This window comes from Sulfuricaulis limicola, from assembly GCF_002355735.1.
GTDB lineage: Bacteria > Pseudomonadota > Gammaproteobacteria > Acidiferrobacterales > Sulfurifustaceae > Sulfuricaulis > Sulfuricaulis limicola.
The window spans coordinates 2019897-2046104 of the sequence record NZ_AP014879.1 but is presented as its reverse complement, the minus strand read 5'-3'; the positions used below and the strand labels follow the sequence as shown (position 1 = coordinate 2046104).

Below are 26208 nucleotides of genomic sequence, written 5' to 3'. Positions count from 1 at the left end.
ACCATGACCGAACGCACATTTCGCATCATATTAGGCGCCGTATTGCTGGCAGCGCTGTATTTTGACTGGCGGCTGGTGATCTATGGCTACATCGTGGTGCTGACTTTCGAAGGCATCACCAACTGGCGCATCCCGACTCTGGTTTCGCGCCTGCAGGGCGATTCCGCCGCCGGTTCAGCCTGTGCCCTGTCTCCGGGGGACAAGGCGCGGATCAACTTCGAGGCCGAACGCGCCCTGCGCCTGGTGGTGGCGGCGTTTCTGATTGTTAGTTATGTCGTTTTCAGCACGGAGCTCTGGTTCTTTCCCTGGTTCATCGGTTTTGCCCTGTTCGGCGCGGGCCTGAGCGGCATCTGTCCCATGGTGATGGGCTTCCGTTGGGTCGGCTTCAGATGATCAGCGACCCCCATCTGTCGGCGCGCCCGGATAATGACGTCCAGTCCAGCCTGTCGACCAAGATATCGGTCATTGTTTTCTGGTTCATGATCGTGGCCGGCATGGGGATTTCATTTTCCCTGCTGCACAACAGCGAAGCGAGAATCACCACGGACTACGCCGGCCGTGCCAACGGACTGGCGTACGACCTGGAAAGTTTTCTGCACAATCAAATAGTGCTCTCTGGCGAACGCATCGAACAGGAATTGCAGGGTCTGATACTGCAATATCGGGTAGAAGCCATCGAAATCAGCCTGAACGGAAAATCATATCTGCACGGACAGCGCCGGCCGGACCAGGTTCTGTTTGCCCGCAGCTTCGATTTCCATCCTTCGGGCGACAAATCCGCGCACCGGGCCGGCATGTCGTATTTCAGTTTCACCCCGTTGCATGAGGCCGTCGCCCAGGAGCGCAAGCAGGTACTGATCTACATGGGTATCGTGCTGCTGTCCTTCGGCTTGTCGCTGCACTGGGTATTGCGGAGAATCCTCACGCAACCGTTCCAGCGCATGGTGCAGACCGCCAAGTCCATCACGCATGACGAGACCGCCCTGCGGTTCCCGGAAGACCGGACCGACGAATTCGGCTTTCTGGCGAGGTTCATCAACAAGGCGCTTGATTTCATCACCCTGAAGCAAGGGGAGCTGCGGGAAGCGCTCGACAAAGTGCGACTGTCCGAGGCCAGCCTGCGCGCGGAAAAAACCCTCATCGAGGTGACCCTGCATTCCATCGGTGATGCGGTGATTACTACCGATGCTGCCGGAAACATCCAGTATCTCAATCCCATGGCGGAAAAGCTCACCGGCTGGAAAATCGACAGCGTACGTGGCAAGCCGGTCAGGCAAGTGATGCAGCTGATCGATGAAGAGCATCGGCGCCCCGTGGAGAATCCCGTGGAAGCCTGCCTGCGCGACGGTCATGTTACCGGCAGCGTGGAGCACGTGGTGCTGGTACGGCCAGACGGGTCGGAGGTGGACGTCGTCAATACGGCGGCGCCGATTCGAAGCGATGAAGGCGGGCCGCTCATCGGTACCGTGCTGGTGATTCACGACGTCAGCCGTGCACAGCGGATGGCCAAGCAACTGGCGCATCAGGCGAGCCACGACGATCTCACCGGCCTCGCCAACCGGCGTGAATTCGAACGCATTCTGACCAAGGCCGTGAATTCGGCTGACCCGGGGGTGAACGAGCATACCCTGTGTTACATGGATCTCGACCAGTTCAAGATCGTGAACGACACCTGCGGTCATATTGCCGGCGATGAGCTGCTGCGCCAGTTTGCCTCGATTCTGCGCAGCCGTATCCGCGAAACGGATACCGTCGCCCGGCTGGGTGGGGACGAGTTTGGCATTTTGTTCCAGCATTGCGACGTCGACGTGGCTAAGCGCATAGCCGAAAATCTGCTCCAGCGGGTGAAGGAATTCCGCTTCGTCTGGAAGGAGTATGCCTTCGACGTCGGTGTCAGTATCGGCCTGGTTTCCATCAGCTCCAGCCAGCAGAGCGTGACCGACATCATGAGCGCGGCGGACGTGGCCTGTTATGCCGCGAAGGAAGCCGGGCGCCATCGCGTGCACGTGTTTCGCCTCGACGACGACGAACTCAAGCAGCGCCACGGCGAAATGCGCTGGGTGTCGCGTCTCAACAAGGCACTGGAGGAAGACCGCTTCCGTCTGTACTGCCAGCGGATCGCCCCGGTGGCGGACGTCAACCAGGGCAACCCGCACTACGAACTGCTGATACGCCTGCTCGATGAAGAGGGCAAGCTGGTGCCACCGCTGGCGTTTATCCCGGCGGCCGAGCGCTACAACCTCATGACTTCCATTGATCGCTGGGTGGTGCGCAAGGCCTTTGAGGCATTTTCCGCGAACGCCGGCAGCGTTTCCGGCTGGAGATTTTCCATCAACCTTTCGGGCCAGTCGCTGTGTGACGAAACATTCATGAAATTCGTCATTGACGCCTTCGGGCAGACCGGCGTTTCGCCGGAGCAGATATGTTTTGAAATCACCGAAACCACGGCGGTGGCGAACCTCACGCAGGCCACGCGTTTCATCGCGGTGCTGAAAGGCATGGGTTGCAGGTTCTCGCTGGACGATTTTGGCACCGGCCTGAGTTCCTTCGGTTATCTGCAGACCCTGAAGGTGGACTATCTGAAGATTGACGGCAGTTTCGTGCGCGACATGACCAGCAACCCCGTCAACCGCGCCGTGGTCGAGGCCGCCAACCAGATCGGTCATGCCATGGGAATGCAAACCATCGCCGAGTTCGTGGAGAACGGGGAAATCCTGCGCGTGCTGGGCGAAATCGGGGTGAACTATGCGCAGGGTTACGGGGTGGCCAAGCCGGCGCCGATGGAAGAAATTTTCGCCGCGGCCAATCAGGCTGTCCAGCGGCGTTCCACCGGAACCTGATACGGCGGCGGGTTTTTTCTAGGGAAAGCTGAAAAGCTTGGCGAATTCCGCGCGCTCTTCTTCGCTCATGGAAAGCGCCGGCATGAGCGATTCACTGGTCGGGAACTCGAAACCGCAGCGACAACGGTTGAGCTTGCTGTCAACGCTGGCGGTGCAGTTCGGGCATTCCTTTTTGTCCCCACCCAGCAAACGTGGCGCGGACTTGGTCAGAACCGGGGCGGCGGCGGGTTGGGCCTTGGGCTCCGACTTTGTAACCGCGGCAATTTTCGGAGCGACGACGCTTTCTTCCTTTATTACCGCTTTTACCGCCGCCGCCGTTTCTGCCTGACGCAGGATTTTTTCCGCCCGGGCCGCCTGGGCCTGGCGGAACGCCGGATTGGGTGCTTTGGTCTGGACCGGCGGCAGGATGGTCTCCGGTTTTGCCGTCACCGGTGCGGGCACCGGTCTGGATTTCACCGGCATTGAAGCGGCCTTCTTGGCCGCACGCCGGGTCAGCAGGGAAGTTGTGATGGCGTTGTCGGTGTCGTTGCTGGTGCTGTTTACAACCCTGGTGGCTGCCCGTGCCGGTGATGGCGTGACGACAGGTTTCGCGATAGCAGCCTTCTTCTTCGGTGCAGCTGTGACAGGTGCATGACGCGGTGCAGGCGCCGGCGGCAGTGTCTTTTTCATTTCCACCACTTTCTGTTTTGCTGCCACGGGGGCCGGGGCCGGGGCTGGGGCCGGGGGGAGGGCCCTTTTCATTTCCGCCACACGCTCGGATTGGGCGGTCAGGGCGGCGCGGGCCGCTTCCGCTTCCTGTATGAGTTTGGCGATGCGCTGGGATTTTTGCGCACTGGCCGGATCACGGGCGGATTCGGACTGGGCGGCCATGACAGCGCTGGAGGCCTGTTCGGCGCGCGCGGCCAGATAATTCTGGTAGAGTTCCTCGGCCTGCAAACGGATCGCTTCCGAGGAAAGCGCGGGGTCGTTATCGTCGTGATCAAACTGGTGGCCGCAGGCACACTCCCTGGCGTCCAGGGCGAGCGTGATCATGCAGGCGGGGCAGGTTTTCTGGAAAATGCTCCTTGTCGTCGTCACGGGACTTCCTTGTCCATTCAGTGGTGTGGGTTGATTCATGGTTTCGCAAAAAAAGTATAGGCTGGGTCAAATAACCGGTCTGTGGCATGACGATGTATGGGCCCGCCTGCCCGACAGGTGGCTTGTTTTTTGAGCCCGTGGCCGGTTGCAGGCGAGAAGGCGGCGGCAGGCATTTTGCGGGCCATGGGAGGTTTTCCCGGCCAGCGCCCGGTCGCGGTACGGGCACGAAGCGACGAGGAATGAAGGCGCCGGACGCATTGATATGCGTCAAGGTTTTGGCGCCGGGGCTCTGCTACACAGAGAACGTCACATACGTGACCTCCGGCTGGCGGACATCCTCCTGGGGACGATCCTCCATCAAACGACAAGGAGCGTTCGGCATATAACAGCATATGTCGAATCCATGGAACCCTACCCGGGTTCCCCATCCCCAGGACCGCTGGCCGCCGCATGGCGCGCCCCGCCTGCGCAACAGGTTGTTGCGCAGGCGGGTGTTCTGACATGATTCCCCGAATGAGCCAGCCAGATCCGCGCGCGCCGGTGATTCCTGTTTTTGACCTCGTGGCCTCCGGTTACGACGATCCGGCACTGCGTTTCTTTCCCTTTTGCGCGGATCGCCTGGTTGCCCGGCTCAACCCTCCGCCGGGGGCAAAGCTGCTGGATGTCGCTACCGGCACCGGCGCAGTGGCGCTGGCGGCGGCGCAGGCGGTCGGCGCCGACGGCCGGGTGATGGCGGTCGACCTGGCCGAGGCCATGCTGGACCGGTTGCAGGAAAAAATCGTCAAGTTCGGCATTCGCAATATCGACCTGCACGCGATGGACGCGCAGAAGCTCGACTTCCGCCGCGATTATTTCGATTACGTTGTCTGTTCCTTCGGCATATTTTTCCTGCCCGACATGTCCGCGGCGCTCCGGGAATGGGTGCGCGTCGTCAAGCCGGGAGGGCGCGTCGTATTCACCACGTTCGGAAAAAGCGCGTTCCAGCCGATGATGCAGCGGTTCATCGAACGGCTCCAGCAGTACGGGGTCCTGTCACCCGACGACCCGGTTCCGGCGGGCATGCGCCTCGCCGACCCCGCGCGTTGTCGCGAGCTGATGGAGGGCGCCGGATTGCGACAGGCCGAGGTGATGACAGAGCAATTCGGCTACCATCTCAAGGACGAATCCCAGTGGTGGGATGTGTTGTGGAACAGCGGCACGCGCGGTTGGATCGAACAGATTCCGCCATCGCGGCGCGAAACGTTCAAGGACGAGCATCTGGCCGAGGTAAAGCCGCTGTCGGACGAACAGGGGCTGTGGCTCGACATCGAAGCGCATATTGCCGGCGGCACCAAGCCATAGCTTCTCGCGCCGCCGGTCTTCACAGGAACCGGCGGTATTCGCGCAGTCTCCGGTGCATCAGCCGGCGCTGGTCCTGCCACGGCTCGTCCCAGTGCAAGCCTTGTCGCATCAGTTCCCGGCACAGTTTCAGCAGGCCCTCGATGTCGTCGCGATGCACGAACTCGGGCGCCGGGCCGCGCGGTGCGCGGCAGCCGGGGCCGCCTTCGAATCCCTCGTTGTGATAATTGCCCAGTGGCACCGACAGGCCGATGGCGGGCAAGCCATAGGCGATCGCGGCCGTGGCCTCGCAGGTGCCGCCATGCATGACGCGGCGCTGGTGTTTTCCCGGCAACGCCTTCAGCGCGACGTCGGTCAGCACTTTCAGGTAACCGGAATGGAATACCGTGCGCCGGTCGCCCAGACGCACCACCGGCCCCTGGCCCACGAGTGCACCCGGCAGGGTGCGCGAGGTCTCAAGACTCACGGCGATCACCGGCCGTGGCGCGCCGGAAAGCCAGCCCAACTCGAAATGACCGATGGCGCCGACAAAGCCGACTTCCTCGGCGCGTGTCAGCAATCCGAGAAATGGCAGCGTTTTTTTGCCGCGGCTTTTCTTGTGGAGATCCAGCGCCGTGCTGAGGATGGCGAAAACCCCGACGAGATCGTCCGCCGCCTTGGTGTAGATTTTTTTTCCGGCACGCCATGCCGGGGCGCGGAACCCGAAGCCACCGTATAGTGTGTCCGCCTTCAGCCGCGCGCCATTTCTGGCGCCGGTGATCCGCACTTCGGCGGTATCGATGGCGTGTCCGGATTTGAGCAGCCGCACCCGGCCGAGCCTGCCTTCGGTCCAGTAACCTTCCGCCGTTGCCAGCCAGACGCGGCTTCCGGCCAGATGCCTGACGGGCGAACCGCCGTGCCATTTGATCCTGAGCCGCGTGTCCGACAGCCAGCGCGTGCCGTGGAATCCGGGGTGGTCCATGTGCGCGATGAACAGGCGCAATGGTTCCCCGTTCTTGTCATGCACCAGGCGGCGATAATCGGCGCGCGAGGCACAACCAATGACAACGTTGCCGACAGGGTCGCGGAAAAAGGGGATACCTGCCTGTTTCAGCACGCGCTGCGCTACCGCGGCCACGTGTTCTTCGCGAAACGGGGCGGTCGGCTGGCTCAGGAGTTCGGTCAGGAGTCTGTCTTGGCGCGCGTTCATGGCGCGCGACTATAGCTTTTTCGCCGGTAAAAACAACAGGATTGACGCGCATCAAGGCAGCGTGCGCGCGTGAGCTGAAAATGGAAATCGCTTAACGGCCATCCATCGTCAAAAGGAGGTATTTCATGACCGTGCTCACCGCGATTATTGTTATTGGAATGTTGGCGACCGCCGGTGTTTTGATTTCAGGCATCGTGTCCATGGCGCAGGGTGGTGAATTCGACCAGCGCCACGGCCACCAGCTGATGTTCGCCCGTGTCGGCCTGCAAGGCATCACGTTGTTGCTTTTGCTTCTTGCCTTATTCGTTGTCGCGCGCTAGTCGTCGTATTGTCCGTCTTGAATCGCCCTCTCTGCCAGAGAGCGGGCGCGTTTTGATCGGTTGCTTGTTTGCCGGTAAAATGGCATTGCTTTTTACCGGCAATACCTTCCCTTCGTTTTTGAAAAGAAGCAATGCATCAGCCTCCCGTTTTTGATGTCACCGAGCAGGATTTCACCGAAAAAGTACTGGAGGTCTCCCGGAATCGACCGGTGATGGTGGATTTCTGGGCCGACTGGTGTCCGCCCTGCCGTGTCCTGACGCCGGTGCTGGAGAAGGTTGCCCGCGGTATCCAGGGTGAAGTGCTGCTGGCCAAGGTGGAAGTGGATGACAACATGCGTCTGGCAGGGCGTTACCAGCTGCGCGGTTTTCCCACCGTTATCCTGTTCGTCGGGGGCGGGGAAGTCGGGCGTTTCAGTGGCGCGCGCACGGAACAGCAGGTCCGTATTTTTCTCTCGGATCACCTTCCCGGAACCTCGGCGGCTGCCGTCGTTCCCTGAAAGTGCTTATTCAATCCTGATTCTGACGGTGCGGTGTTCGCCCGCGCTCGTACTGGCGCTTTCCAGAATCGCGCGCTCAACTTCGCCGCGGTTTCCCAGAATTTCACCCAGGTCCAGCCACTCCCCCAGCTTGGTTTCCACCGTCGTGGATAACTCCTGAAAGTCAGCCAGGCCAGTGGCGGGATCTCTCAGCGATGACAGACGTGGCGTGATCTCGACCAGCACCCGGTCACCATGTACACGCGGCAATACCTCGAAGCCGGTGGTGACATCCTGAAGATCGATATCCTGTATCAACACCTGCTGTCGGCGGCTGAGTGCCAGTATTTTTCTCACGTGCGGCACCGACTGGCCGACACGGATATAGGCGCGTTGCCCGTCTTGGGTCAGGATCATCTGGGTGTTGGCGTTGCCGGTTCTGCTGGTGCGGCGGATCGCCTGGTACCGCAGGCCGTCTTTTTCCACCACGAGCCCGCCATCTTCCGCGGCTTTGCCGGGCAGGGTAATGCGAGCCTTGTCGCCGATCTGCGTGGATCCCGTGACCGACTGGGACGTGGTGGCGCCATCCCCGACAACCGCCTGTTCCACGGTGATGCGCAGACGCTGGCGCGCCACATCCACCTGCGCCAGGAGCCGTTCGACCTCTTTCAGGTTCCGGTCCGAGGTGCGGATGATCAGGCGAAAATCCATGCCGCTCAGCACGTCCTCCGGTCCCAGCAAAGGGCGGATCAGTGGCATGACTTCGCTCGCGGGTCGATGCTTGAGTTGGATGACGCGGGCTTCGTCGGCATCCGCGGGGGTTATGGCCAACAGGACCGCAATAGCAATCAACAGAGAACGAATGGCAGAACGGCCATACGCCATTGTCAATCGATCTCGAGGCGTCGCGCTTCCGTGAAATGACGTTGCCAGTAGGCATCGTCGAAGCCGGCGACATGCACTTTTTTGCCGCTGGAAGGCGAATGTACAAAGCGGTCGTCGCCAAGATAGAGCGCGACATGCGACGAGCGCCTGCCTTCCTGGGTGAAGAACACCAGGTCGCCGCGTCTCAGCTTGTGGCGGGAAATGGGTTGGGATATCTGCAGCAAGTTGCGGGTGCCCTGCGGAAGCCTCACACCGACACGCGCATAGCTGTATTGCACCAGACCGCTGCAATCGAAACCTTTCGGGGTGTTGCCGCCATACCGATAGGGTTTGCCGACCATGGCCAGTGCCTGATCCGCTGCACGGCTGGCCAATGGCGGGATGGATTCCTCCGCGGGCGTGTGACCGCATCCGGACAGCACGGCCAGGACGGCAAGATTCGCCAGCAGGGTGATGGTCCCGAATCGCATGGTAATCCCGGAGCCTACAGCCCTGACGCGCGCAGCGCCACGATAGGTTCGCTGCGATCCCACAATTCATTGAATCGCCGCGTGAGCAGCACCGCCTCGTGACTGTCGTGCGCATGGGTCACACAATCGGGCTTGTCGGTGTCCTGCTGATGCAGATAGCCACGATGGTCCACGACCATGAACATTTCGCGGATGCCCAGATGTTCCTCGGCGACCTGGTGCATGTGTATGAAGTCGCTCAGGCGCCGACACAATCCGACCAGGCGGTCGTTGTCGCGCAGCGCCTGGTCCGTGTCTTCGACCACGATGCGCGCGAGATTCTGGCGATGCCGTGCGGCAAAGCTCGCCAGTGCGCGCGCAAAACGGGAGCTGTTGAAAAACGCACCCTGCAGGTGGGGCGCGAAGATGACGATCTCGCGTGTGGCGTTCTCCGCGAGTGTCGCCAGAAAATTGCTGATCTCGGTGCGATCCCGGATGATCCGGCGTTGCGGCGGGGTTTCGGGAGCGGGTGAATTCTTGGCTGTTTCCATGTGTGTGATGAAAATTCTCCGGATGGCGGAAAACCGGCGCCATCAAGATATATATAGACTACGGGAACGATGCCGGGTTCGGGCGAGCCGGAGTTGTGGCACATGCACTTAACGTGCATGTGCCCGGCGAGCGCCTCGCCATGGGTGAGGCGGGGATGGCATGAACGTCCAGTGGACGTTCATGCCGCCGAACGGGCAAGCCAAGGATGGCTTGCCCTGGACCAGCAAGCGGAGCCGGAGGCGTAGCGCTGCTGGGCGAGGCTGGGGCCGGATTTGGGCTACAACGTTTCGCCAGGGATGGCATGCCCATCAGGGCAGGTAACCGGGCCGGATCAGCGCTTCGCCTTGGCGAGACCCCTGGCCTGGGCGGCGGCATTGCCGATATAGGTCTCGGGCGTCAGCGCCAGCAGGCGTTTTTTGGCGTTATCGGGGATGGCGAGCGTGCGGATGAAGGCCTGCATGGATTCGCGGGTGATGCCGCCCTTGCCGCGCGTGAGTTCCTTGAGTTTTTCATAGGCCTGCTCGACCCCGTGGCGGCGCATCACGGTCTGTACCGGCTCGGCCAGAACCTCCCAGTTCAGGTCCAAGTCCTGCTTCAGGCGCTCCGCGTTGACCTCGAGCTTGCCGATGCCCTTGAGGCAGGAGTCGCCGGCGAGCAGCATGTAGCCGAAGGCGACGCCGAGATTGCGCAGCACGGTGGAGTCGGTCAAATCGCGCTGGAAGCGCGACACCGGCAGCTTCTCGGCCAGGTGGCGGAACAGGGCATTGGCCAGCCCCAGGTTGCCCTCGGAGTTCTCGAAATCGATCGGGTTCACCTTGTGCGGCATGGTGGAAGAGCCGACCTCGCCCTTGACCACTTTCTGCTTGAAATAGCCGAGTGAGATGTAGCCCCACACGTCACGGTTGAAATCGATCAGGATGGTGTTGCAGCGCGCCGCCGCATCGAGCAGTTCGGCGATGTAATCGTGCGGTTCGATCTGGGTGGTGTAGGGATTCCACTCCAGCCCCAGCTTCTTCTCCACGAAGGTTTTGGCGAAAGCCGGCCAGTCGACCTCCGGATAGGCCGCGAGATGCGCATTGTAATTGCCCACCGCGCCGTTGATCTTGCCGAGTATCGGCACCTCGGCCACCTGCCGGCGCGCGCGCATCAGGCGATACGCGAAATTCGCCATTTCCTTGCCCAGGGTGGTGGGCGAGGCCGGCTGGCCATGGGTGCGCGCCAGCATCGGCTGGTCGGCATGGCGGCTGACGAGGTCGGTCATGGCGGCGATCAGTTTATCCAGGCGCGGGAGCAGCACCGCGTCCCGGCTTTGCTTCAGCATCAGGGCATAAGCGAGGTTGTTGATGTCTTCCGAGGTGCAGGCAAAATGAATGAATTCGGTGCAGCGCGAAATCTCTTTATTGTCGCGCGTTTTTTCCTTGAGGAAATATTCGATGGCCTTGACGTCGTGGTTGGTGGTCGCCTCGATTTCCTTCACGCGCCGGGCATCGGATTCGGAAAAATCCGCGACGATGCCATTCAGCAGCTTTTGCGTGGCGGCGGAGAAGGGTGGAACTTCCTTGATCTTTTTGTGATCGCCCAGCGCCAGCAGCCAGCGGATTTCCACCAGCACGCGGTGACGGATCAGGCCGTATTCGCTGAAGAGCGGTCGGAGTTCGGCAGTTTTGGACTGGTAGCGGCCGTCGAGCGGCGACAGGGCGGTAAGTGAATTCAGCGGCAATACATCCGGTTTGTTCGGTTTGTTCATGCGCGCCTGCGATGGTTGGGGGTCCGTGTGGGCCGGCGGATTTTACCAGAACAGCCGGGAAAATACCGGGTCAGCGCCGCGCCGAGTGCGCCTCGACAGCTCGCGCCGCGGGCATGGCTTCCTCGATGATTCCGCCGCCGAGGCACTCATCGCCATCGTAGAACACCACCGACTGCCCGGGCGTGATGGCGCGCTGTGGCTGATCGAACGCCACACGCAGGCCCTTGTCATGCGCATCGACAGTGCAGTCCTGGTCCGACTGGCGGTAACGGGATTTGGCGCGCAGCTTCCGCGGGAGGCGCGGCGGTTCGGCGCCGATCCAGTGCAGCTGGCCGGCGATCAGCGCGTCGCTGAACAGAGCCGGGTGCTGATCCCCCTGTTCGACATAAAGAATGTTGCCGGCCACATCCTTGCCGACCACGTACCACGGCTCGCCTTCGCCGCCGATGCCGAGCCCGTGACGCTGGCCGATGGTGTAATACATCACGCCATCGTGCTTTCCCTTGTACGTGCCGGCGAGCGTGCGCATTTCGCCCGGCTGTGCCGGCAGATAGCGCGCGAGAAAGGATTTGAAGTCGCGTTCACCGATGAAGCAGATGCCGGTCGAGTCCTGGCGATCGTAATTCGGCAATCCCGCCTCCTGGGCGAGACGCCGCACTTCGGCTTTGGCCAGATCCCCGATGGGAAAAAGCGTGCGCGCCAGGGCCTCCTGTCCCAGCAGGTACAGAAAGTAGGACTGGTCCTTGTTGGCATCGCGCGCCTTCAGCAAACGAAAGCGCCCGGCGTGATTATCGACGCGCGCGTAATGGCCGGTAGCGATACGCTTGGCACCGAGCGTGATGGCGTGTTCCAGAAACGCGCGGAACTTGATTTCCTTGTTGCACAGCACGTCCGGGTTGGGCGTGCGGCCCGCGCGGTATTCGGACAGGAAGTAACTGAACACGCGGTCCCAGTATTCGGCGGAGAAGTTGACAGTCCTGAGAGGGATGCCGAGGTGGTCGCAGACCCGCTGCGCCATTTTCAGGTCCTCTTCCGCGCCGCAATGACCCGCGGTGTCGTCCTCCTCCCAGTTCTTCATGAACAGGCCCGTGACTTCGTGGCCCTGCTGCTTCAGGAGCAGCGCCGCCACGGCCGAATCCACGCCACCGGAAATGCCGACGACGATTTTCATCGATCTTCGAACTCTGCGAGGATTTCGAGCGGATAATGCCGGCCGGCGAGATAATCGCTCAGGCAGCGCTCGACCTGCGGGCTGCGGTGCCGCGCACGCTCGGCGCGGATTTCCTCCGGGCTCAGCCACAGCGTGCGCACGATGTCATGGTCGAGCGCGCGGCTCTCATCATGCCGTGTCACGCGCCCCGTGAAGGCGAAGCGCAGATAGGTGACGCCTTTGGTCGGATGCGGCCAGCGGTATACGCCGAGCAACGCCTCCGGGGTGAAGTGCCAGGCGGTTTCTTCCAGCGTTTCGCGCACCACGGCCTGCATCAGGCTCTCGCCCTCGTCGAGATGGCCGGCCGGCTGGTTGAGCACGAGCTTGCCGTCGGCCTTTTCCTCGACCAGCAGGAACTTTCCCTCGCGCTCGATAATCGCCGCGACCACGACATTCGGTTTCCAGATCATCGGAAAATCATAACATCAAAAATATAATGGACAGGATTAACAGGATTTACAGGATTTTTTCAAAGCAATGTGTGCCAAACAGTTTTCATGATTTGCATTTTAATCCTGTTAATCCTGTAAATCCTGTCAATTCGTTTTTACTTCCCGCCATTCGCCGGGCGCCAGGCCCTCCAGCGTGTACGGCCCGATGGCGTAGCGCACGAGACGCAGCGTCGGAAATCCCACGGCTGCGGTCATGCGCCGCACCTGGCGGTTGCGGCCTTCGGTGAGCGTGATTTCCAGCCACGCGGTCGGGATCGACTGGCGGAACCGTATCGGCGGATTGCGTGGCCACAGGGCGGGCTCCTTCATGCGCCGCACTTCCGCCGGTTGCGTGGGTTTGCCGTCGAGTATTACGCCACGACGCAGCTGCTCCAGCGACGGCTCGTCCGGTTCGCCTTCGACCTGCACCCAGTAGGTCTTGGGCTGTTTGAAGCGCGGATCAGACAGGCGTTGTTGCAGCCTGCCGTCATCGGTGAGCAGCAGCAGCCCCTCGCTGTCCCGGTCCAGCCGGCCGGCGGGGTAGACGCCGGGAATTTTGACGTAGGAGGCCAGCGTCTCGCGTCCATCAGGGTCGGTGAACTGCGTCAGGACGCCATAGGGTTTGTTGAAAAGAATCAGCCGCGGCATGGCGGGAGTGTAGCGCGGGAGCGCAACTCCCCGCACCGCCTGATTCTGGTGATAGAATGCGCGGCAATTTTATCGGAGCAGATCATGGCTTTTACGCACATCAGGATCCCCGCCGGGGAAAAAATCTCGGTCAACAAGGATTACTCGCTGAATGTCCCGAACAATCCGATCATTCCCTTTATCGAGGGTGATGGCATCGGACGCGACATCACCCCGGTCATGCGCAAGGTCGTGGATGCGGCCGTCACCAGGGCCTACGGCGGCAAGCGTTCGATTGCCTGGATGGAAGTGTACGCGGGCGAAAAAGCGGTTGCGACCTACGGCAACAACACCTGGCTGCCGGCGGAAACCTTCCAGGCGGTCAGGGAGTATGTCGTCTCGATCAAGGGGCCGCTGACAACGCCGGTGGGCGGCGGCATCCGTTCGCTCAACGTGTCGTTGCGCCAGGAACTCGATCTGTATGTCTGCCTGCGGCCGGTGCGTTACTTCAAGGGTGTGCCGAGTCCGGTGAAGGAACCGGAGAAAACCGACATGGTGATCTTCCGCGAAAACTCGGAAGACATCTACGCCGGCATCGAGTGGCCGTCCGGCTCGCCCGAGGCGCAAAAGCTGATCGCCTTCCTGCAGCGCGAAATGGGCGTGAAGAAAATCCGCTTTCCGGAAACCTCCGCCATCGGCATCAAGCCGGTGTCGCGCGAGGGCACGGAACGGCTGGTGCGCCGCGCCATCCAGTACGCCATCGCCAACGATCGGCCCTCCGTGACGCTGGTGCACAAGGGCAACATCATGAAATTCACCGAAGGCGGTTTCAAGAGCTGGGGCTACGAACTGGCGCAGCGTGAATTCGGCGCGCAGCTGATCGACCAAGGCCCGTGGATGCGCCTGAACAACCCGAAGACCGGGAAGGAGATCGTGATCAAGGACGTGATTGCCGACGCCTTCCTGCAACAAATCCTGCTGCGGCCGGCGGAATACAGCGTGATCGCCACGCTCAATCTCAACGGCGATTACATCTCGGACGCGCTGGCGGCGCAGGTCGGCGGCATCGGCATTGCGCCGGGCGCGAACCTGTCCGACACCGTGGCGATGTTCGAGGCCACGCACGGCACCGCGCCCAAGTATGCCGGCAAGGACATGGTCAACCCCGGTTCCATGATCCTGTCGGCCGAGATGATGCTGCGTCACCTGGGCTGGGTGGAAGCGGCCGATCTGATCCTTAAAGGAATGGAAGGGGCGATTTCCGCCAGAACGGTCACTTACGATTTTGCGCGGCTCATGCCCGGTGCCACCCAGGTGAGTTGCTCGGGTTTTGGCGATGCCATTATCGGTTCCATGAAATAAAAAACCCGGCGCTTGGCCGGGTCGTAAAACTTTAAACGGTAATAACGCCGATTACTTGGATAGGGAACGTATGTGGGAAGCCTGGGGGCCCTTGGGGCCTTCCTGAACTTCAAACTCGACCTGCTGACCCTCTTTGAGAGTCTTGTACCCTTCCATTTCTATTGCGGAATAATGCGCGAAGACATCATCGCCGCCATCTGTGGGTGTGATGAATCCATAACCCTTGCTGGCGTTAAACCACTTCACAGTACCTAGTGGCATACATCCCCCTCCTGCTGCGGCACTCGCCGCTATCCTTCAGGTTGCTGATACCGCACCCGCCTCCTGCAAGTGCCTGAGAAAGGCGCGCTCAGCCATCATCCTTCTTTTTTGAGGCAAGTCAAGCAAGCCCCGGCGGGGGCGCTGTGTGATACGCCGGACGACCCCGAAAGCCCCGGAGGAACCTCAAATTTCATGCCACATTCCCAGGGGTTGAAATTTCGGGGACGGGTCGCACAATGTACTTGAAATCGCCAGACGGGACGCGGGTTCCACTGTGAATTGGTGTAACCTTTAATAGATATGAGTGACAAGCCTCAACAGCATTATCTCGACGGTCCGATCGTCCAGGAGGCGAAACCCCGGCTCCAGAAGCCGCAGCTGTACAAAGTCATCCTGCTGAACGACGACTATACTCCAATGGAGTTCGTCGTAATTATTCTGGAACGGTTTTTCGCCAAGAACAGGGAAGACGCGACCCGCATCATGCTGCATGTGCATCAGAAGGGTATCGGGGTTTGCGGGATTTATATCCGTGAGATTGCGGAAACCAAGGTGCGTCAGGTGTTGGCATTTGCGCAGGAACACCAGCATCCGTTGCAGTGCACCATGGAACCGGAATAAGGGGAAGATTTTCAAAAGGGAACATTTTTGATGAGGGGCCTGTGCCCGGAGGCGGTGTCATGTTGTCCCAGGAACTTGAATTTTCACTGAACAGCGCGTTTCAGAGCGCCCGCGAAAAGCGCCACGAGTTCATCACCGTGGAGCATCTGCTGGCGGCGTTGCTCGACAATCCCTCCGCCGCGCGCGTGCTGCGCGCCTGCGGCGGCAACATCGAGGAACTGCGCCGCAGCCTGAGCGCCTTCCTCGAGGAAAACGTGCCCAAGCTCGCCGCGGGCAGCAAGATCGACACCCAGCCGACCATCGGTTTCCAGCGCGTGATCCAGCGCGCGGTGCTGCATGTCCAGGGCGTGGGCAAGAAGGAAGTCACCGGCGCCAATGTCCTGATAGCGATTTTCGGCGAGAAGGAATCGCACGCCGTGTATTTCCTGCACAAGCAGAACATCAGCCGCTTCGACGTGGTGAACTACGTATCGCACGGTATTTCCAAGGTGCCGGGCGAGAGCCAGAACGAGCTTCCCGCCTCCGAGGAAAACAACGAGGAAGGCGCGGCCGCGGAAAAGAGCCCGCTCGACGTGTTCTGCATCAACCTCAACGAACAGGCGCGGCTCGGCAAGATCGATCCGCTGATCGGGCGCAGCCGCGAGGTGGAGCGCACCATCCAGGTGTTGTGCCGCCGGCGCAAGAACAACCCGCTGTACGTGGGCGAGGCCGGCGTGGGCAAGACCGCCATCGCCGAGGGCTTGGCCAAGAAGATCGTGGATGGCGAGGTGCCGGACGTGCTGATGCACAGCACCATCTACGCGCTCGACATGGGTTCGCTGCTGGCGGGCACCAAGTACCGCGGCGATTTCGAGAAGCGTCTCAAGGCCGTGCTGTCCCAGCTCAAGAAGCACGACAACGCGGTGTTGTTCATCGACGAGATCCATACGATTATTGGTGCCGGAGCGGCATCGGGTGGAGCCATGGATGCCTCGAATCTCCTGAAGCCGGTGCTGGCCTCGGGCGATCTCAAGTGCATCGGCTCGACCACGTACCAGGAATACCGCAACATCTTCGAGAAGGATCGCGCGCTGTCGCGCCGCTTCCAGAAGATCGATGTCACCGAGCCTTCGGTCGAGGAGGCGGTGGAGATCCTGCGCGGCCTGAAGAACCGCTTTGAAAACCACCACGGCGTGCGTTACACGCAGCAGGCGTTGCGCAGCGCGGTGGAGCTGGCGCACCGTTACATCAACGACCGGCACCTGCCGGACAAGGCCATCGACGTGATCGACGAGGCCGGCGCCAGCCAGCATCTGCTGCCGCCGAGCCGCCGCAAGAAAACCATCGGCGTGCACGACATCGAGGACATCGTCGCCAAGATCGCGCGCATCCCGCCCAAGACGGTTTCCACCTCCGACCGCGAGGCGCTCAAGACACTCGAGCGCGATCTCAAGATGGTGGTGTTCGGCCAGGATGACGCCATCGAGGCGCTGGCGACCGCGATCAAGATGTCGCGTTCCGGCCTGGGCCATCCGGAAAAGCCGGTCGGCTCCTATCTGTTCGCCGGGCCCACGGGCGTCGGCAAGACCGAGGTCACGCGTCAACTGGCTCGCATCATGGGCCTGGAACTCATCCGCTTCGACATGACGGAGTACATGGAGCGGCACACCGTCTCGCGCCTGATCGGCGCGCCGCCCGGTTACGTCGGTTTCGACCAGGGCGGCCTGCTGACCGAGGCCATCGTCAAGCATCCGCATTCGGTGCTGCTCATGGACGAGATCGAGAAGGCGCACCCGGACGTGTTCAACCTGCTGCTGCAGGTCATGGACCACGGCACGCTCACGGACAACAATGGACGCAAGGCGGACTTCCGCAACGTCATCCTGGTGATGACGACCAACGCCGGCGCCGAGCGCCTGAGCCGGTCCAGCATCGGCTTCACCAAGCAGGATCACGCCGGCGACGAATTGCAGGAGATCCGGCGCCTGTTCAGCCCGGAGTTCCGCAATCGCCTGGACGCGACCATCCAGTTCAAGCCTTTGGACGAGCAGACCATCGCGCATGTGGTGGACAAGTTCGTCCTCGAGCTGGAAGCGCAGCTGGCGGACAAGCACGTCACGGTCGAGCTCGACAACGCCGCGCGCGCCTGGCTCGCCAAACACGGTCATGATCCGGCCATGGGCGCGCGTCCGATGGCGCGGTTGATCCAGGAGAAGGTCAAGAAGCCGCTCGCCAACGAGTTGCTCTTCGGCAGTCTGGCCTCAGGCGGTCACGTCAAGGTGAGCACGGACGACAAGGGACTGGTATTCGACTTCATCCCCGCGACCGACAAGACCCCGGCCTGATTTTCCGGCAGCAACAACAACGCCGGCGCATGCGAATGCGCCGGCGTTTTTTATTCAGGAAACAGAAGCGAAGCTAACGGGCGCGGAAGGTGATCCGGCCCTTGGTGAGATCGTAGGGGGTGAGTTGCACGGTGACGCGGTCACCGGTAAGGATGCGGATGTAGTTCTTGCGCATCTTGCCCGAGATATGCGCCGTCACCACGTGTCCGTTGTCCAGCTTGACCCGGAACAGGGTGTTGGGAAGGGTTTCGACGATGGTCCCTTCCATTTCAATGTGTTCTTCCTTCGCCACGCGATATCCTGAGGATGAATTGGCGGCGTATGATGCCGCAGTCGCGTGTGGGCGTAAAGCAGTTTCGGGTGCGACCCGGGGCGGATCGCTGCCGTGAAACAAGGTCAGAGCGTGCGTTCCCGCGGCCGGGCGAGGCCGGCGCCGATGTCGCTCGGCAGCCAGGCCACGTAAGGATGCGCGGCCTCCGGGCTGATGACGATCTGCATCATCAGGAACCGGGAGACCTCCTCCTGGTCCTCCATCTCCGGGAGGGACTCCAGCAGCCTCTGGTAATGCCACGGGCTCAGGTACAGCAGGTTCGGATGGAGACCGTGCTCACGATGATAGTGCTCGACGAGACGGTAAAGAAAGCTGAGCATGTTATTTTGCACCCCGGCCGGATGGGTCCGGCTTTATCCCCCGGTAGGATGCAATGGACGTGCCAGTGGCGCGGACGCTGTCTACGGGCCAAGTGTGCGCGGGAACTTGTCCAGCTGAACCCAGTGACCCTGCAGAAAGGCCTCCAGCGGGTGGTAATGCCCCTTGTACGACATTTTCGGACATTCCCGGATCCAGTATCCCAGATAGAGCCACGGCAGCTGCCGCTCGCGGGCATGTTCGATCTGCCACAGCACGGCCTGGACACCGAGGGCGCGCCGTTTTTCGTCCGGATCGAAGAAGGTGTACACCGCCGAGAGTCCGTCCGGAAGGATATCGGTGACGGCGACACCCAGGAGTCTCCGGTTCAGCCGGAATTCATAAAAGACGGTGTGAATATGTCGCGCGCCGAGGAAGTTCAGGTATTTCTGCGGATCGGGATCGTCCATGCCGCCGCCAGGATGACGCGCGGACTGGTAGCGCTGGTACAGCTCAAAGTGCTCCTGCCGGAAAACAGGCGGGTGCGCGATCACCGACAGGTCCTGATTGCGGTTCCACGCGCGCCGCTGACCGCGATCAGGCCGGAAACGATTCACCGGGATGCGCACCGGGATGCAGGCGTTGCAGTCACGGCAGTGCGGGCGGTAGACCAGATCACCGCTACGGCGGAAACCGAGACGCATGAATCCGGCGTACTGGCGGCTGTCGAGCGGTTGGCGCGGATCGAGGAACAGCGAGGTGGCGGTGCGTCCGGGCAGGTAGCTGCACGCGTGCGGCATCGAGAGAAAAATTTCCGGCGGTTTGTGCGAGCTGGTCATGGCCTGGCCGGTGTATGACTCCCCGTAAGTATTGCCGGATCCGCCTCGAAGCGCCAGCGGCCCGGCCAGCCGGGCTGTTGCAGCGCCTGTTCCAGCCGTTCCAGAAATTCGCGGCGGCGGATCTCTTCCGCGCCCAGACTGGTGAGATGCGCCGAGGGCAGCTGGCAGTCGATGAAGTCAAAACCCCACGCCGCCAGTTGCCGCACCAGTTGCACGAATGCCACCTTGGAGGCGTCGGTTTCGTGCGTGAACATGGACTCGCCGAAGAAGGCGCCGCCGAGCGCGACGCCGTAGAGCCCGCCGACGAGCTTCCCGTCGTGCCGCGCTTCCACCGAATGCGCCAGGCCGCGCTGGTGCAGCACGCAATAAGCCTCGATCATCTCCGGCGTGATCCAGGTGCCGGGGCCGGCGCGCCGGTTGCGCGGCGCGGCGCATTGCTCCATGACCTCGCGGAACGCGGTGTCGAGCGTCACCCCGAATTTCCCGCGGCGCAGCGTCTTGTCCAGGCTGCGCGAAACCCGCAGCTTCGCCGGGAACAGTACCGCGCGCGGATCGGGCGACCACCACAGAATCGGCTGACCCGGGTTGTACCAGGGAAAAATGCCGTGGCGGTAGGCTTCCAGCAGCCGCTCCGCGCGCAGGTCACCGCCCACGGCCAGCAGGCCCTCGGGCGAGGCCAGCTCCACCGGGGGAAAGCGCAGGTCGGTCGAATCGGGTTTGAGAACGAACATGAAAGCTAATTTTCCGTGGCTGCTGCTTTTTTGAACGGCACATGCTCGTTCAGTTCATCCACGCAGGCATTTACATCAAGGCGTTCCCGCGCCAGGTAATCGGCGATGGCGCGGTTGAATTTCGGATGCGTGAGCCGGTGCGCCGAGTGCGTCACCACCGGCGTGAAGCCGCGCGCCAGCTTGTGGCCACCCTGGGCACCGGCCTCGAAACGGCGCAGTCCCCGGGCAATGGCGTATTCAATGGCGGTGTAGTAACAGGTTTCGAAGTGCAGGCTGTGGAATTCTCCGCGGCAGCCCCAGTAGCGGCCGTACAGCGTGTCCGTGCCGCGCAGGTTGAGGGCGCCGGCGACATATTCATTTCCCTTGCGCGCCAGCACCAGGACCGCGTGTTCCGGCAGCGTCTGTCCCAGCCGGTGAAAAAAATCGCGCGTGAGATAGGCATAGGCGCCGTGCGCATGAATGGTGGAAAGATAGAATTCATGGAACCGGTCCCAATGCGCGGGACTGATGGAGGCGCCGGTCAATACTTCCATTTCGATCCCGGCCTCCCGCACATGGCGGCGTTCGCGTTTTATTTTCTTGCGCTTCTCGGCCGTGAAACCGGAGAGGAAATCGTCGAAATCGCGGTAGCCCGGATTGGACCAATGGAACTGAAAGCCGGTGCGCAGCAGGTGGCCGCCGGTTTCCAGCAAGCTGGCGTCCGCTTCGGTCACGAACAGCCAGTGCAGCGAGGAAGCGGCGGTATCCTGCATGTGCTGCAGCGCGGCCTGTATCAGATGCGTCTTGATGGCGACGGCATCGGCCGCGGGCGTCACGAGCAGTCGCGGACCCGCGGCCGGCGTGAATGGCACTCCCACCACCAGCTTGGGGTAATAGGTTTCGCCAGCGTGCGCATAGGCGTTGGCCCAGGCCCAGTCGAAGACATACTCGCCGTAGGAATGGTTCTTGAGGTACATGGGCGCCGCGCCCAGCAGCCGGCCCTGCAGCGGTCCGTCTTCATGCGCCACGAGATGCTGCGGCTGCCAGCCGGTTTTCGGGCTGACACAGCCGGTGTGCTCGAGCGCGGCGAGAAATTCATGACGCAGAAACGGATTATCCTCGAGGGCGAGGGTGTTCCAGTCGGCGGCGGAGATATGCTCCAGGCGGTCGACGATACTTATATGCATACGCGTATTGTAACGCGACTCGCGCCTCGGGTTTTACGGCCTACTGTTTGTGTGCCAACAGCCGGTTGATGTCCTCGAGGTCCGGTTCCTGCAATACGCCGGCGACATCCTTGAGTCGCAGGCGGCTGATGAGATAGTCGTAACGTGCCTGTGACAGATCGCGCCGGGTGCGGAACAGCTCGCGCTGGGCGTTGAGCACGTCCACGCCGTTGCGCACGCCGCGCTCGTAACCGATCACGGTGGATTCCAGCGCGCGCTCGTTGGAAAGGCGCGCCTGCTCAAGCGCCTGCACGCGCGCCATGCCGTTGATGACGGCGAGATAGGCCTCGCGTACGCGCCGGGCGACCTCACGGCTGATCTGGTCCAGGCGCTGGCTGGTTTCCTCGAGCCGCGCCGCGGCTTCGCGCACGCGCGAGGAAATGCCGCCACCCTGGTACAGCGGCATCTGGAACTGCAGGCCGATCTGGTTCGTCGTGGATTCGATGGCAAAACCCTGGATGCTGCCACCGGCATCCGACCAGTTGCGCGAAGCGGTGAGATCGAGCGTGGGATAATGCCCGCCGCTGTTTCTTTCCACTTCCTGGCGCGCAATTTCGAGCGTTTCCTGTTGCGCCTTGATGCGCGGGCTGTGCGCCGTTGCCGTCTGTACCCACTGCTCCATGTCGGCGGGGTCGGGCGGCTGCAATTCGAGCCGGGACTCGAGGCGCGCGAGCGCAGCGGGCGCCGATCCGATCAATGCCCGCAGCGCCTCTTTCCTCGTTTCCAGGTCGTTGGCGGCGGTAATCTGTTGCGCTGCAACGAGATCGTAACGGGCCTGCGCTTCGTGCACGTCCACCAGCGTGGCGCTGCCGACGGCGAAGTTGCGTCGGGCCAGTGCCAATTGCCGACCGACGGCTTCCTTCTCGGTCACGGAGAAATCGAGCACATCCTGCGCCGCCAGCACGTCGAAATAGGCAAGGGTGCTGCGCAGGATCAGATCCTGGCGCGCGAGCTCGAATTCATGTTCCGCGATATTGGCGCCCGCGATTCCCTGTGCGTAGGCGGCGGCGTTTTGTTTGCGGTACAGCGGCTGGGTCAGCTGCAGGTTGTAGCTGTCGGTGCTGTAACGGTAGTTGTTTTGCGCGGATGGCGTGGTCACCTGCTGATCGGATTCGGAGCTGGCGGCGGAAAGCCCCAGTGTGGGCAACAGCAGGGCGCGGCCCTGCGGGGCCTTTTCGATGCCCGCCAGACGTCCGGCTTGGGCCGCGCGCCACGCGGGATCGTTCATCCTGGCCTGGTGGTAGATGTCGAGCAGATCCGCGGCCGCGGCCGGCGCGCCGATCGAGAGCAGAATCAGCAGGGACAGGAGTCGTTTCATTTTGCCGCTCCTCGGGTGGTGGCGCGGCGCGCGCGCCAGTTTTCCACCAGCGAATAGACCGCGGGCACCACCACCAGCGTCAACAGGGTGGAAGAGATCATGCCACCGACCACGACCAGCGCCAGCGGGCGGTTGCTCTCCACGCCCGGCCCGAGTCCGATCACCGCTGGTGTCATGGCGGCGATGACCGTGAGCGAAGTGATCAGCACCGGTCGCATGCGGTGCGGGCAGGCCTCGCTCAAGGCATCGTTCACGCTCCGGCCCTGCTCGCGATACTGGTTGGTGAGATCCACCAGCAATATGGAGTTCTTGGCGACCAGACCCATCAACAGGATCATGCCGATCATGGAGAAGATATTGAGCGTGGCTTCAGTCCAGAACGAAGCCAGCCACAGCGCCGCCACGCCGCCGATGATGGCGAGTGGCTGGGCCACCATGACCATGAGCGGTTGCAGCAGTGAATTGAACTGGCTCGCCAGCACCATGTAGATCATGACCAGCGCCAGGCCGAAGGCAAACATCACGTAACCGCCGGTGCGGGCGAATTCCTCGGCCTGGCCGGTGAAGGCGATGGAATATCCGGCCGGCAGGATCTCGGCGCCGATTTTTTTCACCGCCTCGGTGGCGGCGCCGAGCGGCAGGGTTTCCAGGCTGCCGTAGATGAAGCCGGCGTACTGGCGGTTGCGCCGCGTGATCACGGCCGGGCCGAGGCCCTCCTCGACCCTGGTGAGCGAGTCGAGGCGAACCAGGTCGCCCATCCTGTTTTTCACGTAGAGTCGCTTGAGATCTTCCAGCGTGGCGCGCTTGGACGGCTCGGTCTGCAGGCGGATGTCGTAGCGTTCGCTCCGGTCCTTGAATTCGGCGATGTCGACGCCGCCGGACATGGTGTTGAGCGTGAGCGCCACGTCCTGGGCGCTGATGCCCAGCTGTGCCGCGCGTTCGCGGTCGATGATGAGCCGCACCTCCGGAAGATCGAGCTTGAGATCCTTGTCGAGCTTGGCCATGCCTTCGATGCGGCCAAGGCGAGCCACCATTTCATCCGACAATTGATCGATCTTCAGGAGGTCCGGGCCCTGAATGACGAACTGCAGTGGCTCGCTGCGTTGTCCGGAAATGAAGCTGATGGGCGCGATAAAGACCTGCACACCGGGGATGGCGTTGAGGTCGCGACGCAGTCCGCGCATCACTTCCGACTGCGAAAGCCTGCGCTGATCTCGTTCCTGCAGCCGCACGAACAGCAGCCCGGAGTTGACCTGACCGGTGTCACCCAGGCCAATGGCGGTAAAGTAGCTGTACACTTCGGGACGCTGCGACAGGATTTTCTCGATTTCGGCGACCTTGGCGGAGGTGTAGTCGAGGTTGGAGCCAAGCGGAGTCTTCGCGCTGATCATGAAGCGCGACTCGTCCTCTTCCGGCACGAAGGTCTTGCCCACATGGGCGAAGAAAAAAGCGCTGGAGGCGACCACCAGCGAAGCGATGCCGATCACCTTCCAGCGATTGGCGATGGTCAGGCGCAGCAGGCCGCGATAGGCGTTTTCCAGATGCCCGTAGGCGCCTTCGAGCGCCCTGTGGAGCCGGCTGTTGTAGTCGGGCAGGGTGAGGAAGCGTGCGCACAGCATGGGTGTGAGCGTCAGCGACACCCACAGCGAGGCCAGCACGCCGATGGTGACCACCAGCGCGAACGAGCTGAGAAAGCGTCCGAGGATGCCGCTGATGAACGCCACCGGCAGGAATATCGACACCAGCGTCAGCGTTGAAGCCAGCACCGCAAAAATAACCTGGTTGGAACCCTGGATGGCCGCCTTCTCGACCGCCTCGTGATCCTCTTCGCGATGGCGGAAGATGTTTTCCAGCACCACGATGGCGTCGTCCACCACCACGCCGATCAACAGCAGCAGGCCGAGCAGGGTGATCTTGTTGAGGGTGTAGTCCGCGAAGTACATGACCGCGAAGGTGGCGAACAGCGACACCGGAATGGCGGTGGCGATGATAATGGTCGAGCGGCCGCTCTTGAGGAACAGGAACACCATGAGTGCGGCGAACAGCGCACCCAGCAACAGATGCTCCAGCAGGGCATCGATGGACTGACGGATGCTGATCGAATCGTCGGAGGAATAGCTGATCGTAAGTCCGGGAGGCAGCGATGGGCGGATTTCCTTCTCAACGCGGTTTTTGACCGCATCGACCACCGCCACGGTGTTCGCCCCGCTGTTCTTGACGATGCCGAGGCCGACGGCGGGTTTGCCGTTGTAGCGTGCCAGTTTGCGCGCGTCTTCCATGCCGTCTTCGACCCTGGCCACGTCGCGCAGGTACACCGGCGCCCCCTGGCGGTAGGCCACCACCAGCCGGTCCATGGCCCGGACGGTTTCGAATTCGGCGTCGAACTTGATCAGCAACTCGCGGTTCTGCCCCTGCAGGAAGCCGCCGGGAATCGAAATGTGTTCGCGGGTAAAGGCGTTGCGCACGTCGAGCGGCGACAGGCTGAAGGCGTGCAAGCGCTCGTTGTCGAGCCAGATACGGATGGTGCGCTTGATCTGGCCGCCGATCAGAACTTCGCCCACGCCGTTGATGGTCTCGAGCCTCGGTTTGATGACCTCGTCGGCATAGGTGTTGAGCTGTTGCAGCGTGCGGTCGCCCTGCAACGCGACCCAGACCACGGCGGTGGCGCCGATTTCGACCTTGCGCACCACCGGCGGGTCGGCGTCGTCCGGCAGACGCTTGACGATGGCATCCACTTTGGCCTTGACCTCCTGATAGGCGACATCGAGGTTTTTCTCGAGTTCGAATTCGATGCCGACCACCGAGGCGCCGAGCGAGGAGTTCGAGATGATGGATTTCACCCCCGGCACCTGGTTGCAGGCCTCTTCGATGACGTCGGTGATGTTCTTGTCGACAATATCGGGATCGGCGCCCTGCATTGTCGTGGTGACGGTAACCGCCGGGAAATCGATCTTGGGGAAACGGTCGAGCCCGAGTCGCGTGAATCCGATGATGCCGAACAGGATCAGCACCAGGCTCACCATCAGGGTGAACACATGGCGCTTGATGGAAAATTCAGGCAGCGTCACGGGACATCGCCCTTCTGGCCGGTTGTCGCCGGTACCGCGTTGCGCACGTTGACCTTGGCGTCGTCGCTCAGCAGGGAAGCGCCATCGACGGCGACGGTCCATCCGGCTTCGACGCCTTCGAGAATTTCAACCAGCCCATCGCGTTGAATGCCGGTTTTCACCGGGTGCGCATGCGCGACATTGTCCGAGATTGAATACACCACGGCACCCGCCGGCCGCAGCACGATGGACTGTTCCGGCACCACCGGCTTGTTGCGATGGATCTCGAGCGTCACTTCGCCGCGCACGCTGCCCGCCGGCCGCCAGCCGGCCGGGTTGCTTACCTCGGCGATGACTTCCACGGTCTGGGTCATGGTGCTGAGCGCCGGGCGGATCTCGCGGATGACGCCGGTGGTTTTTTTGCCGTCCTCGAAGTTGGTCAGCGTGACCGGCTCGCCGATCCGGAGACGGCGCACGATATCGAGCGGAAACGGCAGGCGGATATAAAAACGCCGCGCCAGGTCGCGCGTGGGATCGTAGGTTTCCGCCTGGCTGACCCAGGTTTCGGAACCGACCGCGCTTTCGGTCACCGGCAGGTCGCGCGCCACCACCTGCGCGGTGGTGATGTTGGTGATATTCTCCGGCGGCTTCTGTTCTGCTTTTTTCCCGCACCCGGCCGTGGCGACGAGCAGCGCCAGCAGCAGGGTCCGGAACAGGGATCGGCTCATGGT

Annotated in this window: 26 protein-coding genes; 8 read left to right on the top strand and 18 right to left on the bottom strand. The window is 61.9% G+C overall.

Annotated features, from left to right (window positions below; genetic code table 11):
- The first annotated feature begins 3 nt into the window (after positions 1-3).
- Both SCL_RS09760 and SCL_RS09755 read left to right on the top strand, forming a co-directional pair.
- Entirely contained in the window at positions 4-393 is a 390-nt protein-coding gene (locus SCL_RS09760) for a YgaP family membrane protein (RefSeq protein ID WP_096361041.1), read from the top strand.
- Positions 390-2840 carry an EAL domain-containing protein gene (locus SCL_RS09755; protein WP_096361040.1) on the top strand — a complete coding sequence of 817 codons (2451 nt, stop codon included), beginning with the start codon at positions 390-392 and terminating at the stop codon, positions 2838-2840. The genes SCL_RS09760 and SCL_RS09755 overlap by 4 nt, the downstream gene beginning before the upstream one ends.
- 18 nt (positions 2841-2858) lie before the next feature.
- Here the strand turns inward: SCL_RS09755 and SCL_RS09750 are convergent, their stop codons facing one another.
- Entirely contained in the window at positions 2859-3917 is a 1059-nt protein-coding gene (locus SCL_RS09750; protein ID WP_148665071.1) for a zinc ribbon domain-containing protein, read from the bottom strand.
- Between the two features lie 513 nt (positions 3918-4430).
- Between SCL_RS09750 and SCL_RS09745 the strand changes: the two genes are divergently transcribed.
- Positions 4431-5258 carry a class I SAM-dependent methyltransferase gene (locus SCL_RS09745; RefSeq protein WP_172426014.1) on the top strand — a complete coding sequence of 276 codons (828 nt, stop codon included), beginning with the start codon at positions 4431-4433 and terminating at the stop codon, positions 5256-5258.
- 19 nt (positions 5259-5277) lie between these two features.
- On the opposite strand, the gene SCL_RS09740 is transcribed toward SCL_RS09745, so the two are convergent.
- Positions 5278-6444, bottom strand: coding sequence for a hypothetical protein (locus SCL_RS09740; protein ID WP_096361037.1), 1167 nt, complete (start codon positions 6442-6444; stop codon positions 5278-5280).
- A gap of 125 nt (positions 6445-6569) precedes the next feature.
- Here SCL_RS09740 and SCL_RS09735 point away from each other — a divergent pair, with 125 nt between their 5' ends.
- Together SCL_RS09735 and SCL_RS09730 are read left to right on the top strand one after the other, a co-directional pair.
- A complete protein-coding gene (locus tag SCL_RS09735) occupies positions 6570-6764 on the top strand; it encodes a twin transmembrane helix small protein (RefSeq protein ID WP_096361036.1) in 195 nt (64 codons plus the stop codon).
- A 131-nt stretch (positions 6765-6895) separates the two neighbouring features.
- Complete coding sequence (locus SCL_RS09730) at positions 6896-7261, top strand: thioredoxin family protein (protein WP_096361035.1); 366 nt, start codon at positions 6896-6898, stop codon at positions 7259-7261.
- Between the two features lie 6 nt (positions 7262-7267).
- On the opposite strand, the gene SCL_RS09725 is transcribed toward SCL_RS09730, so the two are convergent.
- From SCL_RS09725 to SCL_RS09695, 7 genes are all read right to left on the bottom strand, one after another.
- A complete protein-coding gene (locus SCL_RS09725) occupies positions 7268-8071 on the bottom strand; it encodes a hypothetical protein (RefSeq protein WP_172426013.1) in 804 nt (267 codons plus the stop codon).
- A 56-nt stretch (positions 8072-8127) separates the two neighbouring features.
- On the bottom strand, positions 8128-8595 hold the full coding sequence (locus tag SCL_RS09720; RefSeq protein ID WP_096361033.1) for a C40 family peptidase: 468 nt from the start codon (positions 8593-8595) through the stop codon (positions 8128-8130).
- A gap of 14 nt (positions 8596-8609) precedes the next feature.
- Positions 8610-9125: a DUF7931 domain-containing protein gene (locus SCL_RS09715; RefSeq protein WP_096361032.1), complete on the bottom strand. Its 516-nt coding sequence runs from the start codon at positions 9123-9125 to the stop codon at positions 8610-8612.
- A gap of 332 nt (positions 9126-9457) precedes the next feature.
- Positions 9458-10846: an adenylosuccinate lyase gene (gene purB, locus SCL_RS09710; RefSeq protein WP_096361927.1), complete on the bottom strand. Its 1389-nt coding sequence runs from the start codon at positions 10844-10846 to the stop codon at positions 9458-9460.
- A 97-nt stretch (positions 10847-10943) separates the two neighbouring features.
- On the bottom strand, positions 10944-12044 hold the full coding sequence (gene mnmA / locus SCL_RS09705; RefSeq protein WP_096361031.1) for a tRNA 2-thiouridine(34) synthase MnmA: 1101 nt from the start codon (positions 12042-12044) through the stop codon (positions 10944-10946).
- Positions 12041-12493 (bottom strand): NUDIX hydrolase, encoded by a 453-nt coding sequence (locus tag SCL_RS09700; RefSeq protein WP_096361030.1) that lies wholly within the window; start codon positions 12491-12493, stop codon positions 12041-12043. The genes mnmA and SCL_RS09700 overlap by 4 nt, the downstream gene beginning before the upstream one ends.
- A gap of 126 nt (positions 12494-12619) precedes the next feature.
- Positions 12620-13162, bottom strand: coding sequence for a pseudouridine synthase (locus SCL_RS09695; RefSeq protein ID WP_096361029.1), 543 nt, complete (start codon positions 13160-13162; stop codon positions 12620-12622).
- Positions 13163-13246: 84 nt separating this feature from the next.
- Here SCL_RS09695 and icd point away from each other — a divergent pair, with 84 nt between their 5' ends.
- Positions 13247-14503: an NADP-dependent isocitrate dehydrogenase gene (gene icd, locus SCL_RS09690; RefSeq protein WP_096361028.1), complete on the top strand. Its 1257-nt coding sequence runs from the start codon at positions 13247-13249 to the stop codon at positions 14501-14503.
- A 51-nt stretch (positions 14504-14554) separates the two neighbouring features.
- Here icd and SCL_RS09685 read toward each other — a convergent pair whose 3' ends face one another.
- Positions 14555-14764: a cold-shock protein gene (locus SCL_RS09685; RefSeq protein WP_096361027.1), complete on the bottom strand. Its 210-nt coding sequence runs from the start codon at positions 14762-14764 to the stop codon at positions 14555-14557.
- A 300-nt stretch (positions 14765-15064) separates the two neighbouring features.
- Between SCL_RS09685 and clpS the strand changes: the two genes are divergently transcribed.
- Entirely contained in the window at positions 15065-15385 is a 321-nt protein-coding gene (gene clpS / locus SCL_RS09680; protein WP_096361026.1) for an ATP-dependent Clp protease adapter ClpS, read from the top strand.
- 59 nt (positions 15386-15444) lie between these two features.
- Positions 15445-17709: an ATP-dependent Clp protease ATP-binding subunit ClpA gene (gene clpA / locus SCL_RS09675; protein ID WP_096361025.1), complete on the top strand. Its 2265-nt coding sequence runs from the start codon at positions 15445-15447 to the stop codon at positions 17707-17709.
- Between the two features lie 73 nt (positions 17710-17782).
- Here the strand turns inward: clpA and infA are convergent, their stop codons facing one another.
- The 8 genes from infA to SCL_RS09635 form a co-directional block, all read right to left on the bottom strand.
- Entirely contained in the window at positions 17783-18001 is a 219-nt protein-coding gene (gene infA / locus SCL_RS09670) for a translation initiation factor IF-1 (RefSeq protein ID WP_096361024.1), read from the bottom strand.
- A gap of 104 nt (positions 18002-18105) precedes the next feature.
- On the bottom strand, positions 18106-18360 hold the full coding sequence (locus SCL_RS09665; protein ID WP_096361023.1) for a hypothetical protein: 255 nt from the start codon (positions 18358-18360) through the stop codon (positions 18106-18108).
- Positions 18361-18441: 81 nt separating this feature from the next.
- On the bottom strand, positions 18442-19176 hold the full coding sequence (locus SCL_RS09660) for an arginyltransferase (protein ID WP_096361022.1): 735 nt from the start codon (positions 19174-19176) through the stop codon (positions 18442-18444).
- Complete coding sequence (gene aat, locus SCL_RS09655; RefSeq protein ID WP_096361021.1) at positions 19173-19907, bottom strand: leucyl/phenylalanyl-tRNA--protein transferase; 735 nt, start codon at positions 19905-19907, stop codon at positions 19173-19175. The genes SCL_RS09660 and aat overlap by 4 nt, the downstream gene beginning before the upstream one ends.
- Positions 19908-19912: 5 nt before the next feature.
- The gene (locus SCL_RS09650) at positions 19913-21073 is read right to left on the bottom strand and encodes a GNAT family N-acetyltransferase (protein WP_096361020.1); all 1161 of its coding nucleotides are present in this window, start codon (positions 21071-21073) and stop codon (positions 19913-19915) included.
- Positions 21074-21113: 40 nt separating this feature from the next.
- Complete coding sequence (locus SCL_RS09645) at positions 21114-22430, bottom strand: TolC family outer membrane protein (protein WP_096361019.1); 1317 nt, start codon at positions 22428-22430, stop codon at positions 21114-21116.
- Positions 22427-25498 carry an efflux RND transporter permease subunit gene (locus SCL_RS09640; protein ID WP_096361018.1) on the bottom strand — a complete coding sequence of 1024 codons (3072 nt, stop codon included), beginning with the start codon at positions 25496-25498 and terminating at the stop codon, positions 22427-22429. Before SCL_RS09640 ends, SCL_RS09645 begins: the two co-directional genes overlap by 4 nt.
- A complete protein-coding gene (locus SCL_RS09635) occupies positions 25495-26205 on the bottom strand; it encodes an efflux RND transporter periplasmic adaptor subunit (protein ID WP_096361017.1) in 711 nt (236 codons plus the stop codon). The genes SCL_RS09640 and SCL_RS09635 overlap by 4 nt, the downstream gene beginning before the upstream one ends.
- Between the last annotated feature and the right edge of the window lie 3 nt (positions 26206-26208).

Bases quoted from the DNA above. Each gene is read 5' to 3' on its own strand.
- SCL_RS09715 (WP_096361032.1), bottom strand. From the start codon at position 9,125: ATGGAAACAGCCAAGAATTCACCCGCTCCCGAAACCCCGCCGCAACGC.
- mnmA (WP_096361031.1), bottom strand. From the start codon at position 12,044: ATGAAAATCGTCGTCGGCATTTCCGGTGGCGTGGATTCGGCCGTGGCG.
- SCL_RS09745 (WP_172426014.1), top strand. From the start codon at position 4,431: ATGAGCCAGCCAGATCCGCGCGCGCCGGTGATTCCTGTTTTTGACCTC.
- SCL_RS09730 (WP_096361035.1), top strand. From the start codon at position 6,896: ATGCATCAGCCTCCCGTTTTTGATGTCACCGAGCAGGATTTCACCGAA.
- clpS (WP_096361026.1), top strand. From the start codon at position 15,065: ATGAGTGACAAGCCTCAACAGCATTATCTCGACGGTCCGATCGTCCAG.
- icd (WP_096361028.1), top strand. From the start codon at position 13,247: ATGGCTTTTACGCACATCAGGATCCCCGCCGGGGAAAAAATCTCGGTC.
- SCL_RS09760 (WP_096361041.1), top strand. From the start codon at position 4: ATGACCGAACGCACATTTCGCATCATATTAGGCGCCGTATTGCTGGCA.
- SCL_RS09700 (WP_096361030.1), bottom strand. From the start codon at position 12,493: ATGATCTGGAAACCGAATGTCGTGGTCGCGGCGATTATCGAGCGCGAG.
- SCL_RS09720 (WP_096361033.1), bottom strand. From the start codon at position 8,595: ATGCGATTCGGGACCATCACCCTGCTGGCGAATCTTGCCGTCCTGGCC.
- SCL_RS09635 (WP_096361017.1), bottom strand. From the start codon at position 26,205: ATGAGCCGATCCCTGTTCCGGACCCTGCTGCTGGCGCTGCTCGTCGCC.
- SCL_RS09755 (WP_096361040.1), top strand. From the start codon at position 390: ATGATCAGCGACCCCCATCTGTCGGCGCGCCCGGATAATGACGTCCAG.
- SCL_RS09660 (WP_096361022.1), bottom strand. From the start codon at position 19,176: ATGACCAGCTCGCACAAACCGCCGGAAATTTTTCTCTCGATGCCGCAC.
- SCL_RS09695 (WP_096361029.1), bottom strand. From the start codon at position 13,162: ATGCCGCGGCTGATTCTTTTCAACAAACCCTATGGCGTCCTGACGCAG.
- SCL_RS09665 (WP_096361023.1), bottom strand. From the start codon at position 18,360: ATGCTCAGCTTTCTTTACCGTCTCGTCGAGCACTATCATCGTGAGCAC.
- clpA (WP_096361025.1), top strand. From the start codon at position 15,445: ATGTTGTCCCAGGAACTTGAATTTTCACTGAACAGCGCGTTTCAGAGC.
- SCL_RS09650 (WP_096361020.1), bottom strand. From the start codon at position 21,073: ATGCATATAAGTATCGTCGACCGCCTGGAGCATATCTCCGCCGCCGAC.
- aat (WP_096361021.1), bottom strand. From the start codon at position 19,907: ATGTTCGTTCTCAAACCCGATTCGACCGACCTGCGCTTTCCCCCGGTG.
- SCL_RS09740 (WP_096361037.1), bottom strand. From the start codon at position 6,444: ATGAACGCGCGCCAAGACAGACTCCTGACCGAACTCCTGAGCCAGCCG.
- SCL_RS09735 (WP_096361036.1), top strand. From the start codon at position 6,570: ATGACCGTGCTCACCGCGATTATTGTTATTGGAATGTTGGCGACCGCC.
- SCL_RS09685 (WP_096361027.1), bottom strand. From the start codon at position 14,764: ATGCCACTAGGTACTGTGAAGTGGTTTAACGCCAGCAAGGGTTATGGA.
- SCL_RS09645 (WP_096361019.1), bottom strand. From the start codon at position 22,430: ATGAAACGACTCCTGTCCCTGCTGATTCTGCTCTCGATCGGCGCGCCG.